Below are 14,746 nucleotides of genomic sequence, written 5' to 3'. Positions count from 1 at the left end.
CCGAGACCGGGCGCCCGCAGCGACACAGGCCCCGCCGCAGCTGCGCGGCGGGGCGCACCTGCACCCCGGAGACAGAGGCCATGACCGACACGTCCGCCGCCAACCCGGCGCGCGCCAAACGCCGCACTTTCGTCGAGGCGCTTGAAATAGACATGCGCCTGATGGGCATGATCGGCGCGTTCATCCTGCTTTGCATCGGCTTCCACCTGCTGACGGACGGCCGGTTCCTGACCCCGCGCAACATATTCAACCTGACGATCCAGACCGTTTCCGTCGCGATCATGGCGACAGGCATGGTCTTCATCATCGTTACCCGGCACATCGATCTGTCCGTCGGCTCGTTGCTGGCAACCTGTTCGGCGGTCATGGCGATGACGCAGACGGTCATCACACCGCAATGGCTGGGCCTGGGGCTGGACCATCCCCTGACGGCACCGCTGACCATCCTTGTGGGCGTCGCTGCGGGAGCGCTGATCGGGGTCTTTCACGGCTGGCTGGTCGGCTACCTGGGCATACCGGCCTTCATCGTGACCCTGGGCGGTCTGCTGGTCTGGCGCAACGTGGCCTGGTACCTGACCAACGGTCAGACGATCGGCCCGCTGGACAGCAATTTCCTGGAACTGGGCGGGATAGAGGGCACGCTGGGCGTGACCGCAAGCTGGATCCTCGGACTGATCGCCACCGCGGGCGCGCTCTGGGGGCTCTGGGCCGCGCGGCGCAACAAGATCGCGCACGACTTCCCGGTGAAGCCGCTCTGGGCCGAGGCCGTGCTGGCACTTCTCATCTCGGCCGCAATCCTGGGCTTCGTCGCGGTGCTGAACGCCTACGAGATCCCCCAGGCCCGCCTGGAGCGCATGTTCGCCGCGAATGGAGAGGTGATGCCCGAGGGCTACACCACCGGCTACGGCGTACCCTATTCGGTCGTTCTGCTGGTGATCGTGGCCATCGTGATGACGGTCGTCGCCACCCGCACGCGGCTTGGGCGCTACATCTTCGCCACCGGCGGCAACCCGGACGCAGCGGCCCTTTCGGGCATCAACACAAGGCTGCTGACCGTCAAGGTATTCGCCATCATGGGCGCACTCTGCGCCATCTCGGCGGTGGTCGCCTCGGCGCGCCTGACCTTTCACTCGAACGACATCGGCACGCTGGACGAGTTGCGCGTGATCGCCGCGGCGGTCATCGGCGGCACCGCGCTGTCTGGCGGGATGGGCACGATCTATGGCGCCATCCTCGGTGCGCTGATCATGCAGTCGCTACAGTCCGGCATGGCCATGGTCGGCGTTGACGCGCCGTTCCAGAACATCGTCGTCGGCAGCGTGCTGGTCGCCGCCGTTCTCATCGACATCATCTACCGCAAGCGTCTGGGAGCCAAGTGATGAACCGTGGCACGCCCCTCGTGGAAATGCGCAACATGTCGCTGTCTTTCGGCGGCATCAAGGCGGTGGACGATGTCACCGTCGATCTCTACCCCGGCGAGGTGGTTGGCCTTCTGGGTCACAACGGCGCCGGGAAATCGACCCTGATCAAGTGCCTGTCGGGCGCGTACAAGGCCGACAGCGGGGAAATCAGGGTCAACGGCGAAAAGGTCGTGATCAACAACCCCCGCGACGCGCGGAACCACAACATCGAGACGATCTACCAGACCCTCGCGCTGGCGGACAATCTCGATGCCGCCTCCAACCTGTTCCTGGGGCGGGAACTGGTTTCTCCGCTCGGCCTGGTGGACGATGCCCGGATGGAGGCGGAGACCCGCAAGATCATGGGTCGGCTGAACCCCAATTTCCGCCGCTATTCGTCGCCCGTCTCGGCACTTTCGGGCGGCCAGCGGCAGTCCGTGGCGATCGCGCGCGCGGTCTATTTCAATGCGCGCGTCCTGATCATGGACGAGCCCACCGCGGCGCTTGGCGTGCAGGAAACGCAGATGGTCGCAGAACTGATCCAGGAACTGAAGCGCCAGGGCCTCGGGATCTTCCTGATCGACCACGATGTCCACCAGGTGATGAACCTCTGCGACCGGGCCAGCGTGATGAAGAACGGCCAGCTTGTCGGCACCGTCAACATCGCCGATGTCACCGAAGACGATCTGCTGGGCATGATCATTCTGGGCAAGGCGCCGGAAAAGGCGGCCTGACATGTACCTTGGCATCGATCTGGGCACCTCGGGCGTCAAGGTCCTGCTGATGGACGACGCCCAGACCGTCCGGGGCGAGGCGCAGGCCCCGCTCTCGGTCAGTCGGCCGCATCCCGGCTGGTCGGAACAATCGCCCGCGGACTGGATTGCCGCGACCGCCCGCGCGCTGGACGAGCTGGCGGCGGCGCAACCCCTGTCGAAGGTCCGCGGGATCGGGCTTTCGGGACAGATGCACGGGGCCGTGCTGGTCGATGCCAGCGGCGAGGTGCTGCGCCCCTGCATCCTCTGGAACGACACCCGCGCCCATGTCGAGGCGGCCGAGATGGACGCCGCCCCCGACTGGCGGCGGATCAGCGGCAACATCGTCTTTCCGGGCTTCACCGCACCCAAGCTGGAATGGGTGCGCCGCAACGAGCAGGACCTGTTCGAGCGCACGGCGCTGGTGCTGTTGCCCAAGGACTACCTGCGGCTGTGGCTGACCGGCGAGGCCGTATCGGAGATGTCGGACGCGGCAGGAACCTCGTGGCTGGATACCGGCGCGCGGGACTGGTCGGACGGGCTGCTGGCGGCCTCGGGACTAGATCGCGCTCAGATGCCCCGCCTTGTCGAGGGCTCGACCCCTTCGGGCAAGCTGCGCGCGGCACTCGGCGAGCGGTGGGGCATGACCGCCTCGGTCATCGTCGCGGGTGGCGGCGGGGACAACGCGGCCTCGGCCGTGGGCGTGGGGGTGGTCAAGCCCGGAACCGCCTTCGTGTCGCTGGGCACCTCTGGCGTGCTTTTCGCCGCGGACGACGCCTATCGCCCGGCGCCCGAGACGGCGGTGCACAGCTTCTGCCATGCGCTGCCGGGAACCTGGCATCAGATGGGGGTGATCCTGTCGGCAACTGATGCGCTGGAATGGTATGCGCGGGTGGTTGGTTCTGACGCAGCCAGCCTGACCGGCGGGCTGGGACCGCTTCGCGCACCCGGACGCACGCTGTTCCTGCCCTATCTGGGCGGAGAGCGGACTCCGCACAACGATGCCGCCATCCGCGGTGCCTTTGTCGGGCTGGAGCACGCTGCCGACACGGCCGCCCTGACGCGCGCGGTGCTGGAAGGAGTGACCCACGCCCTGACGGATTGCAGACAGGCGCTCGCGGCGACCGGCACGCGCATCGAACGGCTGATCGCGGTCGGCGGTGGCAGCAGGTCGGACTACTGGCTATCCGCCATCGCGACGGCGCTGGATGTCACCGTCGAGTTGCCGGCGGCCGGAGATTACGGCGCAGCCTTCGGTGCCGCGCGTCTGGGGATGATGGCGGCGACGGGGGCAGGCGCGGAACTTGCCACCACGCCCCCGATCGCCCGCCGCATCGTCCCCGAAGATGGGCTGCGCGCGGCCTTTGCCGATGCGCATGCCCGCTACACGGAAACCTACAGATCGCTGAAAGGCCTGTCATGACAAGCTATTTCGAGGGCATCGCCCCGCTCAATTTCGAAGGCCCCGACAGCAACGCGGAGCTTTGCTATCGCCATTACAATCCAGACGAGGTGGTGATGGGCAAGCGAATGGAGGATCATCTGCGCTTTGCCGTCGCCTGGTGGCACAGCTTCGCCTGGCCAGGCGGCGACCCGTTCGGCGGCCAGACCTTCGAGCGCCCCTGGTTCGGCGACACGATGGCCGCGGCAAGGGCCAAGGCCGACGCGGCCTTCGATCTGTTCGCCATCCTGCGTCAGCCCTTCTTCTGCTTTCATGACGCCGATATCCGCCCCGAGGGAGGGAGCCTTGCCGAAAGCACGCGCAACCTCGAGGAGATCGTCGACTACATCGGCGAGAAGATGGCTGCGGGCGGCCCGCGCCTTCTATGGGGTACCGCGAACCTGTTCTCGAACCGCCGGTTCATGGCGGGCGCGGCGACCAACCCCGACCCGGACGTGTTCGCCTATGCCGCGGCAACGGTGAAGACCTGCATGGACGCGACCCGCAGGCTGGGCGGCGAGAACTATGTGCTCTGGGGCGGGCGCGAGGGCTACGAGACGCTGCTCAACACCGACCTGAAACGCGAGCGCCAGCAGGCGGGCCGCTTCCTGCAGATGGTCGTGGACTACAAGCATCGCACCGGGTTCAAGGGCACCATCCTGATCGAGCCGAAGCCGCAGGAACCGACCAAGCACCAGTACGATTACGACGTCGCGACGGTCCATGGCTTCCTGAAGGATTTCGGGCTGGAGGACGAGGTCAAGGTCAACATCGAGCAGGGCCACGCGATCCTTGCCGGGCACAGTTTCGAGCACGAGATCGCGCTGGCCGCCGCGCTGGGGATCTTCGGGTCGATCGACATGAACCGGAACGACTACCAGTCAGGCTGGGATACCGACCAGTTCCCCAACAATGTGCCCGAGGTGGCGCTGGCCTATTACGAGATCCTGAAGGCCGGGGGCTTCACAACGGGCGGGACCAATTTCGACGCCAAGCTGCGCCGCCAGAGCCTGGATCCGAAAGACCTGATGGCCGCCCATGCCGGCGCCATGGACATCTGCGCGCGCGGACTGAAGGCGGCGGCGGCGATGCTGGAAGACGGCACGCTGGAGGCGCGGCGGCAGGCCCGCTATGCCGGGTGGGATACCGCCGCGGCGCAGGAGATGCTGGCGAACGGGACGCTCGAGAGCATCAGCCGCCGCGTCCTCGAGGAAGGGCTGGACCCGCAGCCGCGCTCCGGTCAGCAGGAGCGGCTGGAAAACCTGGTCTCGCGCTTCGTGTGACGCGTTCCGCCGCCCTAGGGCGGCGGATGCCTCCGGCGGGGATATTTGAAGAAAGTGGAAGACGTGGGCCTCCGCGCTTGACGCGGGGGCGCGGCGCGATTCATCTGCCGCCAGTCAGCGAAGCGGGAGGAGACGCGCGATGGACGATCTGTTCGAAAAGGGGCTCGAGCGGCGCAAGGCCACGCTCGGGGCGGAGTATGTCCAGAAGAACCTGGACGCGGCGGATGAATTCAACCGCCCGTTCCAGGAGGCGATGACCGCCTGGTGCTGGGGCTTCGGCTGGGGCGACGACACGATCGACGCAAGGACCCGCTCGATGATGAACCTGGCCATGATCGGGGCGCTCGGCAAGATGCACGAATGGGAGGTTCACCTCCGGGGCGCCTTTCGCAACGGCGTGACGAAGGACGAGGTCCGCGCGATCATCCATGTCGTGGCGATCTATTGCGGCGTGCCGCAGGGAGTCGAGTGCTTCCGCGTCGCCCGCAAGGTGCTGGACGAGATGGACGCCGAAAAGGCCTAGCGCGGGGTCGCGAGCATCTGCACCGCGTAGACCAGACCGCCTGCCGCAGCCACGCCGATCCCGGCCTCTGTCAGGGCCGGGTTCAGCAGGTTCCGGCGATGGGGTGGCGAGGCCATCCACTGTTCCACGAAGACCTGCGCCAGCGCGTTGGCATCGGCGCGTCCCGGACTTGTCCGATAGGCGATGTTCTCGGCCAGGCTGCGATAGGCGTAACCGACGCCGCGCGCCCGGCTGACGGGGCTGGAGCTACCCAGGGTATGCGAAAGACGTCCGGCGCGCGCCATGGCCTCTGCATGGGACTGGGCGGCGCGGTTCAACCGGTCCGAGGCGCGCAGCGGCGCAAGCCCCGCCGCCGCCCGGGCGCGATTGCCATGATCGAGGATGCCCGCCGGAACCCCTGCACCGGCGGGCCCCGGCCCGAAGGCAAGCAGCGCCGTGCCGGCGATCATCATCCTGCGTCTGTCGATCATGGCTGAATCCGCTGTTTCGGCCCCAGAATGCAGAATGAGCCGGCGCGGGTCAAAGGCCGATCCGCAATTTCGATTTCCAGGGAACTGGTCGGAGTGAGAGGATTCGAACCTCCGGCCCCTGCCTCCCGAAGACAGTGCTCTACCAGGCTGAGCTACACTCCGACCGTGGAAAGCCGATATACCGCCCCCCGGTGATTTGCAAGGGGTCGATTGCGGCCCGTCAGTCGCGTCGGCCCCGGCCCAGCAACAGGCCGATGCGCGGAAGAATGCCGGTGTCCTGCCGCAGATGCAGCGCGCCCAGCACCGGTTTCTGGCGGCTTCGCGTCTCGGGCCGGCCTTCGCGCCAGAGGATGTAGATGCCGCTGGCGATGATGATGGCAGCGCCAAGGATGACGGCCGGGCCCGGCGTCTCGTCGAAGAAGATCAGACCATAGGCCGACGCCCAGAGGATCTGGGAATACTGCATGGGCGCGACGATCCCGGCTTCGGCATGGCGATAGGCCTGGATGATGAGCACCGTGGCGATTGCGCCCAGGGCAGCGATGCCGAAACTCATCGCGAGGTCGATGCCCGGCATCGGTTTGTAGACGAAGGGCATGAGCGCACCCATGACCAAGAAATTCGCGGCCATGGGATAGAGGATCATGACGATGCCCCGCTCGGCCGCGCCCACCTTGCGCATCGCTATGGCCGAGATCGCGCTGCCGAGCGCCGCCCCCAGGGCCGCCAGATGCCCAAGTTCCAGCGGTTCGGCCCCGGGCTGCAGCACGACCAGCACACCCCCGAAACCGACGACGCAGGCAAGCCCGCGGCGCAGGCGCACCGTTTCGCCGAGCAATGGCACGGCCAGCAGCGTGATCACCAGCGGCGTGGCAAAGAGGATGGCGTAGGTCTGGGCGAGCGGCAGAACCGAGAAGGCATAGAAGGCGCAGAGCCCGGTTATGACGGCGGATGTAGTGCGGATCACCGTCCACCACGGATGGCGCGGCCGAAGCGTGCCGTCGGTGCGGTCCCGGAGCAGCACCATGGTGACCAGCGGGAAGCCGAACACCACGGAGAAGAAGATGATCTGAACCGGCGAATAGGTGGCGCCCAGCGCCTTCACCAGCACGTCATGGGTGGCATAGATGCCGAACGCGCCCAGCGCCAGAAGCCCGCCGCCGCGCGCGCCCGTCTGCATCACGTCACCTCATGGTCACATCGCGTCGAGCGCGGCGACGATCGCATCGCCCATCTCGGAGGTGCTGACCGGGCTGCGGCCCTCTGCGCCCAGCAGGTCTGCGGTGCGGACACCGTCGGCAAGCACCTTCTGGACAGCGGCCTCGAGCTTGTCGGCGGCCGCACCTTCATTGAAGGAGTAGCGCAGGGCCATGGCGAAGCTGAGGACGCAGGCGATCGGGTTCGCCTTGCCCTGGCCGGCGATGTCCGGGGCCGAGCCATGGACCGGCTCGTAAAGCGCCTTGGGCCGGCCATTGGCCATCGGCGCGCCAAGCGAGGCCGAGGGCAGCATGCCCAGGGAACCCGTCAGCATCGCCGCAAGGTCGGACAGCAGGTCGCCGAACAGGTTGTCGGTCACGATAACGTCGAACTGCTTGGGCCAGCGCGTCAGCTGCATGGCGCCGGCATCGGCATACATATGCGACAGCTCTACGTCCGGGTATTCGGCGTCGCGCACCTCCTGGACCACCTCGCGCCACAGCACGCCCGATTCCATGACGTTGGCCTTCTCCATCGAGCAGACCTTGTTGGACCGCTTGCGCGCAAGCTCGAAGGCCGAGCGGGCGACGCGCGCGATCTCGGATTCGGTGTAGCGCTGGGTGTTGATGCCCACACGCTCGTTGCCTTCCTTGAAGATGCCGCGCGGCTCGCCGAAATAGACGCCGCTCGTCAGCTCGCGGATGATCATGATGTCGAGGCCCGCGACCACGTCCTTCTTCAGCGAGGAAAAGTCGGCCAGCGCGTCGAAGCACTGCGCGGGGCGCAGGTTGGCGTAAAGATCCATCTCCTTGCGCAGGCGCAGAAGGCCACGCTCGGGCTTCACCGAGAAATCAAGGTTGTCGTACTTGGGTCCGCCCACGGCGCCCAGCAGCACCGCGTCCACTTCCTGCGCCCTGGCCATGGTGGCGTCGGTCAGGGGTGTGCCGTGCTTGTCATAGGCGCAGCCGCCGACCAGATCCTCGGACACGTCGAACTCGATGCCGCCCTTCGCACCGAACCAGTCGATGATCTTGCGGACCTCGGCCATCACCTCGGGGCCGATGCCGTCGCCGGGCAGGATGAGGAGGGAGGGTTTCGACATGTCCGGGCTTCCTTTCTGGATTGCTTTGCCGCCTCGCTAGCGAGTTTGCCCTGCGCGGTCAAGGAAGCGGCACGGGGGGCCATTCGATATCCACCCAGACCAGGCGATGGGCGGAAGCTCGGGCCGCGATGTCGGCCAGGGGGGCCCCCGGTTCGGGCCAGAATACACCCGATGCCGTGACCCGCAGATCGGCGGAGGGAAGGACATAATCGACGCGCAGGGCGCCGGGCCGCGACCACGCCGCGGTGTCGGTCGAAGGGTCGCCGCGATGGGACGGATCGGCGGCGGACGCGCCACCTATGCTGCGGGGGCGCGGATCCTGAAGCCGGGGATGGGCAAGAAGTGCCGCGACGACGCTCCGATCCCCGTCACCATCCGCGGGGTCGGCGTTCAGATCGCCCAGTACCACCAGCGGACCCGGCTCAAGGCTGCGCGCGGTCCCCGCCGCGTCTGGAAAGGCCGTCCCATCGAGATAAAGGTGCCAGAAGCGGATCTCGTCGGCATTGCGCAACAGGTTCGCGCGCTCGGGCCCGTCGAAGACCGGCGGAGAGACATGGGATGCAAGCAGGCGAAGCTGTCCCCCGGGGGTGGCCAGCGCGATATCCCAATGGGCGGTGGTCGAAAGGCGCATCGCCGCCTGCGCCTCGGCCGAGGGGAACGGACTGCCATCGGCGAGACGCGGCAGGCGCGCGTTCGGCAGATCCTGCCAGGGCAGCAGTCGGAAGTCGTGCAGGTCGGCGACGGGGTGCACTGAAAGAAGGGCCATCCCGGCCCTGCCCGGGAAGTGGCCAAAACCCCAGCCATCCCCGGGGCCGAAGACACGTCCGTCGCCGTCCAGGTCCAGACCCGACGGCCAGCCAGCGTTGACCGCATCGGAGAACAGGTGCGGATAGGATACGCCCGCCAGCGCCAGCCGGTCGGCAAGCACTGCCAGCGCCTCGCCCCCGGCATCATAGTCCATGGATGTCAGCAGCAGGATGTCGGGGCGGACATAGGCGATCACGGCTGCAACGGCATCGATCTGCGGATCGTCCCGGCCCAGATCCTTCAGCAGGACACCGGGGCCAGCGCGGGTCAGGGACGCGTTGTAGGTGGCGATCCGCAGGGTTTCAGCCGCAAGCTGTGCCGCAGGGGCCGCAAGAAGCAGTGCCGCCCCTAGCGCCGCGCGCGCCGCACGAGCCAGGCGACCTTGAGCACCGCGAGCCCGCGAATGGCAAGCGAGCTTGCGATCAGACCCCAGGCGGTCGCAGCCCACAGCAGACCCTGGTATTCCGCCAGGACGCCGTTCGCCGCCCCACCCCCGAACCGAAAGACCAGGATCGGTGCAAGATACAGAAAGGCCAGCCCGCTCAGCAGGTTGAACCAGCCGTCGCGGAACAGGCGCCGTTCGGTGTCTTCGGCATAGCCGGGGGTGAAGGTGGGCAGGTTGATCCAAAGGTTGAAGTCGCGTCTTGCCACGGGCCAACGCGCGATCCAGAGGATCGCGGCGAAACCCATCAGAAGCACGAAAGACGAAAGAAAGCTTACCGCCGCCGCGCGCACGGTCAGAAGCGCCTGGGCGCGATCGGGGATCGTCGCCGCCGCCTCGATCACGATGCGCACCGGGCTGAGGGGCCAGTCGGTCATCGCGATGGCCCAGTCCGCAAACGCAAGGACATCCGGGCCGAAACTGTCGAGCCCGGCGCTGGCCCGGCACAGGAAGGAAAGCAAGATGACCTGTGCCGCAAAGCACAGGAACCGTACTCGGTTGTAGGGGGGCGCGAAGCGGAAATCGATCAGGCTGGGATGGGTCGAGGCGTACTCGAACACCGTGAGGGCCGCCGCGATTACGGCCACGACAAGGCTCACCTCGAGACTTGCGACGCTGACATTCGGCAGGAGGAAGGCCGGCATCACCAGGATGATGATGACGACGGCCGCCCTTCCGAACCCGCCAAGCAGACGCCAGAACATGCCTGGCATCTACCCGCCCCCAAGCGCCCGGGCCTCAGGCCCAGGGCATTGCTGCTGCGTAGCGCCGCTCGAATTCGCCAATCTCGCCTTCATGTTTCAGCGTCAGCCCGATATCGTCGAGGCCGTTCAGCAGGCATTCCTTCTTGAACGGATCCACCTCGAACGAGATCGACCCGCCATCCGGCCCGGTGATCGTCTGGCTTTCCAGATCGACCGTCAGCACCGCATTCGCACCGCGCTGGGCGTCGTCCATCAGCTTGTCGACGTCTTCCTGCGGCAGAACGATCGGAAGGATACCGTTCTTGAAACAGTTGTTGAAGAAGATGTCGGCGAAAGATGTGGAAATAACCACCCGGATGCCGAAATCCAACAACGCCCAGGGCGCATGTTCACGCGAAGAACCGCAGCCGAAATTGTCGCCCGCGACCAGGATCTTCGCGTTGCGATAGGCCGGCTTGTTCAGCACGAAATCGGCGATCTCGTTGCCTTCGCGGTCATAGCGCATCTCGTCGAACAGGTTCACGCCCAGGCCGGTGCGCTTGATCGTCTTCAGGAACTGCTTGGGGATGATCATGTCGGTGTCGATGTTGACCAGCGGCAGGGGCGCGGCGACACCTTCGATCTTGGTGAACTTTTCCATCAGGCGATCTCCCTCACGTCGGTCAGCCGGCCGGTGATCGCGGCAGCGGCGGCCATGGCCGGGCTCATCAGGTGGGTGCGGCCCTTGTAGCCCTGACGCCCCTCGAAGTTGCGGTTGGAGGTGGAAGCGCAGCGCTCACCCGGCGCCAGCTGGTCCGGGTTCATGCCAAGGCACATCGAGCAGCCGGCCATCCGCCATTCGAAGCCCGCCTCGATCAGCTTCTGGGCGATGCCTTCCTGCTCGGCCTGGGCGCGGACAAGGCCCGACCCCGGCACGATCATCGCGCGCAGCCCGTCCTTGACCTTCTTGCCCTCCATGATCCGCGCGACTTCGCGCAGGTCCTCGATGCGGCCGTTGGTGCAGGACCCGATGAAGACGGTGTCGATGGTCACGTCCTGCAGGCGCTGGCCGGGGGTCAGCCCCATGTATTCCAGCGACCGGCGCGCCGCTTCCACCTTGCCGCCCTTGAAATCCTCGGGGTGCGGCACGATGCCTGTGATCGGCAGCACATCCTCGGGCGATGTGCCCCAGGTCACGACGGGCGCGATCTCGGATGCTTCCATGATCACTTCCTTGTCGAAATGCGCACCCTCGTCGGTAAAGAGCGTCTTCCAGTATTCCAGCGCCAGTTCCCACTGACCGCCTTTCGGCGCATGGGGCCGGCCCTTGACGTAGTCGAAGGTCTTCTGGTCCGGCGCGATCAGGCCGGCACGGGCACCGCCCTCGATCGCCATGTTGCAGACGGTCATGCGGCCTTCGATGGACAAGGCGCGGATCGCCTCGCCCATGTATTCGATGACGTGGCCGTTGCCGCCGGCGGTCCCGGTCCTGCCGATGATCGACAGCGTGATGTCCTTGGCGGTCACGCCCGGCGGGAGGGAGCCGCGGACCTCGACCTTCATGTTCTTGGACTTCTTCTGGATCAGCGTCTGGGTGGCGAGCACATGCTCGACCTCGGACGTGCCGATGCCATGCGCCAGCGCGCCGAACGCGCCGTGGGTGGCGGTGTGGCTGTCGCCGCAGACGATGGTCATGCCGGGCAGGGTCCAGCCCTGTTCCGGGCCGATGATGTGCACGATGCCCTGGCGGATGTCGTCCACGTCATACATCTCGACGCCGAAATCCCTGGCGTTCTTGCGCAGGGCCTCGACCTGGATGCGGCTGTCCTCGTCCTTGATGCCCTGGATCCGGGTCGGATCGGTGGGCACGTTGTGGTCAGGCACGGCGATGGTCTTTTCGGGATGGCGGACCTTGCGGCCCGTCATGCGCAGCCCTTCGAAGGCCTGCGGGCTGGTCACTTCATGGACCAGGTGTCGGTCGATATACAGAAGGCCGGTGCCATCGGGTTCTTCGCTGACCAGATGGGCGTCCCAGATCTTGTCATAGAGCGTCTTGGGTGCGGACATGGGTTCTCTCACGGGTGCGTTTGCGGTTGCAGTCGGCAGGCCTGGACGCGGCGCGTCCGGCGAAACCGTCAAAGGTGCGCGAAGACAGTCAGGCCCAGCGCATGAAAGCGCCAGGGCAGGCGGGCACGATCGGCCATGTCGAAATACCTTTGCATCTTGCGCTACATAATCCCGTGCGCGACGAGGAGCAAGCGGGGACGCGAGCGCGTTTTTTGACATTCGAGGCCGCGCTTAGTAGCCATTCGCGGGATTTCGCTTGGTGGCGACAAGAAAGAACGAAGGAATTTCGATCATGCTGCGCATTCTCGCGATCCTCTGCCTGATGTTCTGGGGCGTGGCGGCCCAGGCGCAATTCGTGCCTTCCGCGCCCGCCGAGGACGCCGCCGCCGAGCAGTCTGCCCCCGGCACCCCATCCACCGAAGCGTTGATCCAGCTGCTGCGGGACGACGCGGCACGCGAGGCGCTGATCTCACAGCTCGAGGCCGGTGCCGCCGCAACAGGTGCGGCCGCAGGCGAGGCCGAAGCCGCCCCACCGTCGGAGCCGGAGAGACCGACCAGCGTCGGCCGGCAGATCGCGGAATTCACCACCGGGGTGGCGCAGGGCGTGGCGGACCAGATCGCGCTTCTGCTCGACCGGCTGCAGAACCTGCCGCGCACGCTGTCGGCATTGGGGGATGCGGTCGATCCGGGTGTTGTCACCGACGCGCTGGTGGACCTGGCCTTCGTGATCGCGGTCACCTATGCGGCGTTTCTCGCTTTCCGGGTCATCTCGTGGCGCATGTCGCGGCGGCTGGCCCGGCCCGCGGAAACGCGTGGCTGGTTGCCCACGGCGGGTCTGAACTTGCTCTCGACCCTGACCGAGGTGGTGGTCGTGCTGCTGGCCTATGGCGCGGGCTACCTGTTGACGCTGCTGTTCTACAACGAGTTCGGCGTCATCCAGATCCGGCAAAGCCTGTATCTGAACGCATTTCTTACCGTCGAGATGGCCAAGGTGATCGGCCGCGCGCTTCTTGCGCCGCGCTATTCGTCCCTGCGGCTGATCTCGATCCCGGACGCCGGGGCCCAGTCGCTTTGGCGCTGGCTGAGCAAGAGCACCACGATCCTGGGCTACGGCCTTCTGCTGGCGGTGCCGATCGTCAATTCCTCCGCGGGCTATTTCGCGGGTGCCTCGCTCAACATGGCGATCTCGGCGGCGGTGGTCCTTTACACGACCTTCCGGGTCGTGCGGGCCCGCCGCCCGGTCGCGCAGTGGCTTCACAAGGACGCCGACGGCGATACCCCGGAGAGCGGCCAACGGCAACCGATCCTGGCGCAAATGGCGGATCTCTGGCACTGGCCGGTGCTGGTCTATCTGCTGGTCCTGCTGGCCATCGTGCTGGCGCGGCCCGGTGACGTGCTGCTGCCGATGCTGAAGGCGACATCCCTGATCGTCGCGACAGTGGTCATCGGGATGATGGCGGTGGACTTCCTGCGCCGGACCGCCGCGCATGGCGTTCGGCTGCCGGGATACCTGTCGGCACGGCTGCCGCTGCTTGAAAAGCGGGTCAACGGGCTGGTGCCGCAGTTCCTGCTGGTGATCCGACTCATCGTGATCGCGCTGGTGATCGCCATGTCGCTCAACTTCGCGGGGCTCTGGGACTTCGACCGCTGGCTTTCCAGCGACGCGGGAAGCGGCCTTGTAAGCGCCCTTGTCTCGGTATTCCTTATCGTATTCGTGGCCTTTCTCGTCTGGCTGGCGCTGGCGTCCTGGGTGGAGTTCCGGCTCAACCCCTATTACGGGCGCCCGCCCAGTTCGCGCGAGACGACGCTGCTCGCCTTGCTGCGCAACGCCGCGACCATCGCAATCCTTGTGCTCACGCTGATGTTCACGCTCAGCGAGCTCGGGCTCGACATCGCGCCGCTTCTTGCGTCCGCCGGGGTCCTGGGCCTGGCCATCGGTTTCGGTGCACAGAAGATGGTGCAGGACATCATCACCGGCATCTTCATCCAGTTCGAGAACGCGATGAACGTGGGCGATGTCGTGACCGTCGGTGGCATCACCGGGACGGTCGAGAAGCTGACGGTCCGCTCGGTCAGCCTGCGCGACGTGTCGGGCACGTTCCACATCATCCCCTTCTCGTCTGTGGACCTGGTGTCGAACTTCATGCGCGACTTCAGCTACTTCGTGGCCGACATCGGCGTCGCCTACCGCGAGGACATCGAGATGGCCAAGGCCGCGATGATGGACGCATTCGAGGAATTGCGCGCCGATCCGGAACAGTCCCAGTACCTGCTGGGCGACCTGGAATGGTTCGGGCTCAACAGCTTCGGCGACAGCGCCATCGTGCTGCGGGCGCGGATCAAGACACTTCCGGGCAAGCAGTGGGGTGTGGGCCGCGCCTACAACCTGATCATCAAGCGCATCTTCGACGAGCGCAGCATCGAGATCCCGTTCCCGCACCAGACCATCTATTTCGGCGAGGACCGGACCGGTCGTGCCCCCGCTCTGCATATCCGGCAGGAGCCGAGCGAGCCGGGCACGGCAGAGCAGATCAAGCACAAGCCTTCCTCGACAGAGTAGGACCGGCGCGGGATCGCTT

The 14,746-nt window shown here is 66.3% G+C and carries 13 protein-coding genes and 1 tRNA gene; 6 read left to right on the top strand and 8 right to left on the bottom strand.

Annotated elements, in window-relative coordinates:
- Nucleotides 1-80 precede the first annotated feature (80 nt).
- The 5 genes from HMH01_RS01775 (at nucleotide 81) to HMH01_RS01755 (ending at nucleotide 5,399) form a co-directional block, all read left to right on the top strand.
- A complete protein-coding gene (locus tag HMH01_RS01775) occupies nucleotides 81-1,379 on the top strand; it encodes a sugar ABC transporter permease (RefSeq protein ID WP_171321889.1) in 1,299 nt (432 codons plus the stop codon).
- The gene (locus HMH01_RS01770) at nucleotides 1,379-2,134 is read left to right on the top strand and encodes an ATP-binding cassette domain-containing protein (RefSeq protein ID WP_171321888.1); all 756 of its coding nucleotides are present in this window, start codon (nucleotides 1,379-1,381) and stop codon (nucleotides 2,132-2,134) included. Before HMH01_RS01775 ends, HMH01_RS01770 begins: the two co-directional genes overlap by 1 nt.
- Nucleotide 2,135: 1 nt before the next feature.
- Complete coding sequence (gene xylB, locus HMH01_RS01765) at nucleotides 2,136-3,575, top strand: xylulokinase (protein WP_171321886.1); 1,440 nt, start codon at nucleotides 2,136-2,138, stop codon at nucleotides 3,573-3,575.
- On the top strand, nucleotides 3,572-4,876 hold the full coding sequence (gene xylA / locus HMH01_RS01760) for a xylose isomerase (protein ID WP_171321884.1): 1,305 nt from the start codon (nucleotides 3,572-3,574) through the stop codon (nucleotides 4,874-4,876). The genes xylB and xylA overlap by 4 nt, the downstream gene beginning before the upstream one ends.
- Before the next feature lie 139 nt (nucleotides 4,877-5,015).
- Nucleotides 5,016-5,399 carry a carboxymuconolactone decarboxylase family protein gene (locus HMH01_RS01755; protein ID WP_171321882.1) on the top strand — a complete coding sequence of 128 codons (384 nt, stop codon included), beginning with the start codon at nucleotides 5,016-5,018 and terminating at the stop codon, nucleotides 5,397-5,399.
- On the opposite strand, the gene HMH01_RS01750 is transcribed toward HMH01_RS01755, so the two are convergent.
- The 8 genes from HMH01_RS01750 to leuC all read right to left on the bottom strand — a co-directional run bounded on the left by HMH01_RS01750 (nucleotide 5,396) and on the right by leuC (nucleotide 12,167).
- Complete coding sequence (locus HMH01_RS01750; RefSeq protein WP_171321880.1) at nucleotides 5,396-5,869, bottom strand: CAP domain-containing protein; 474 nt, start codon at nucleotides 5,867-5,869, stop codon at nucleotides 5,396-5,398. The genes HMH01_RS01755 and HMH01_RS01750 overlap by 4 nt on opposite strands.
- Before the next feature lie 85 nt (nucleotides 5,870-5,954).
- Nucleotides 5,955-6,031 (bottom strand) — tRNA-Pro (locus HMH01_RS01745).
- A gap of 58 nt (nucleotides 6,032-6,089) precedes the next feature.
- Complete coding sequence (locus tag HMH01_RS01740; RefSeq protein ID WP_171321878.1) at nucleotides 6,090-7,049, bottom strand: DMT family transporter; 960 nt, start codon at nucleotides 7,047-7,049, stop codon at nucleotides 6,090-6,092.
- Between the two features lie 15 nt (nucleotides 7,050-7,064).
- Nucleotides 7,065-8,168: a 3-isopropylmalate dehydrogenase gene (gene leuB, locus HMH01_RS01735; protein ID WP_171321876.1), complete on the bottom strand. Its 1,104-nt coding sequence runs from the start codon at nucleotides 8,166-8,168 to the stop codon at nucleotides 7,065-7,067.
- A gap of 58 nt (nucleotides 8,169-8,226) precedes the next feature.
- Nucleotides 8,227-9,423, bottom strand: coding sequence for an endonuclease/exonuclease/phosphatase family protein (locus HMH01_RS01730; protein ID WP_343035120.1), 1,197 nt, complete (start codon nucleotides 9,421-9,423; stop codon nucleotides 8,227-8,229).
- The gene (locus HMH01_RS01725) at nucleotides 9,324-10,121 is read right to left on the bottom strand and encodes a hypothetical protein (RefSeq protein ID WP_171321873.1); all 798 of its coding nucleotides are present in this window, start codon (nucleotides 10,119-10,121) and stop codon (nucleotides 9,324-9,326) included. The genes HMH01_RS01730 and HMH01_RS01725 overlap by 100 nt, the downstream gene beginning before the upstream one ends.
- Before the next feature lie 34 nt (nucleotides 10,122-10,155).
- Nucleotides 10,156-10,761: a 3-isopropylmalate dehydratase small subunit gene (leuD, locus tag HMH01_RS01720; protein ID WP_171321871.1), complete on the bottom strand. Its 606-nt coding sequence runs from the start codon at nucleotides 10,759-10,761 to the stop codon at nucleotides 10,156-10,158.
- Nucleotides 10,761-12,167 (bottom strand): 3-isopropylmalate dehydratase large subunit, encoded by a 1,407-nt coding sequence (gene leuC / locus HMH01_RS01715; protein ID WP_171321869.1) that lies wholly within the window; start codon nucleotides 12,165-12,167, stop codon nucleotides 10,761-10,763. The genes leuD and leuC overlap by 1 nt, the downstream gene beginning before the upstream one ends.
- A gap of 292 nt (nucleotides 12,168-12,459) precedes the next feature.
- Between leuC and HMH01_RS01710 the strand changes: the two genes are divergently transcribed.
- On the top strand, nucleotides 12,460-14,727 hold the full coding sequence (locus HMH01_RS01710) for a mechanosensitive ion channel domain-containing protein (RefSeq protein ID WP_171321867.1): 2,268 nt from the start codon (nucleotides 12,460-12,462) through the stop codon (nucleotides 14,725-14,727).
- The last annotated feature ends 19 nt before the right edge of the window (nucleotides 14,728-14,746 follow it).

It is taken from the genome of Halovulum dunhuangense (assembly GCF_013093415.1).
Lineage (GTDB): Bacteria > Pseudomonadota > Alphaproteobacteria > Rhodobacterales > Rhodobacteraceae > Halovulum > Halovulum dunhuangense.
This window is presented reverse-complemented; position numbering and strand designations above follow the sequence as displayed.

Coding starts and splice junctions, on each gene's coding strand:
- HMH01_RS01775 (WP_171321889.1), top strand. CDS start 81: ATGACCGACACGTCCGCCGCCAACCCGGCGCGCGCCAAACGCCGCACT.
- HMH01_RS01770 (WP_171321888.1), top strand. CDS start 1,379: ATGAACCGTGGCACGCCCCTCGTGGAAATGCGCAACATGTCGCTGTCT.
- xylB (WP_171321886.1), top strand. CDS start 2,136: ATGTACCTTGGCATCGATCTGGGCACCTCGGGCGTCAAGGTCCTGCTG.
- xylA (WP_171321884.1), top strand. CDS start 3,572: ATGACAAGCTATTTCGAGGGCATCGCCCCGCTCAATTTCGAAGGCCCC.
- HMH01_RS01755 (WP_171321882.1), top strand. CDS start 5,016: ATGGACGATCTGTTCGAAAAGGGGCTCGAGCGGCGCAAGGCCACGCTC.
- HMH01_RS01750 (WP_171321880.1), bottom strand. CDS start 5,869: ATGATCGACAGACGCAGGATGATGATCGCCGGCACGGCGCTGCTTGCC.
- HMH01_RS01740 (WP_171321878.1), bottom strand. CDS start 7,049: ATGCAGACGGGCGCGCGCGGCGGCGGGCTTCTGGCGCTGGGCGCGTTC.
- leuB (WP_171321876.1), bottom strand. CDS start 8,168: ATGTCGAAACCCTCCCTCCTCATCCTGCCCGGCGACGGCATCGGCCCC.
- HMH01_RS01725 (WP_171321873.1), bottom strand. CDS start 10,121: ATGTTCTGGCGTCTGCTTGGCGGGTTCGGAAGGGCGGCCGTCGTCATC.
- leuD (WP_171321871.1), bottom strand. CDS start 10,761: ATGGAAAAGTTCACCAAGATCGAAGGTGTCGCCGCGCCCCTGCCGCTG.
- leuC (WP_171321869.1), bottom strand. CDS start 12,167: ATGTCCGCACCCAAGACGCTCTATGACAAGATCTGGGACGCCCATCTG.
- HMH01_RS01710 (WP_171321867.1), top strand. CDS start 12,460: ATGCTGCGCATTCTCGCGATCCTCTGCCTGATGTTCTGGGGCGTGGCG.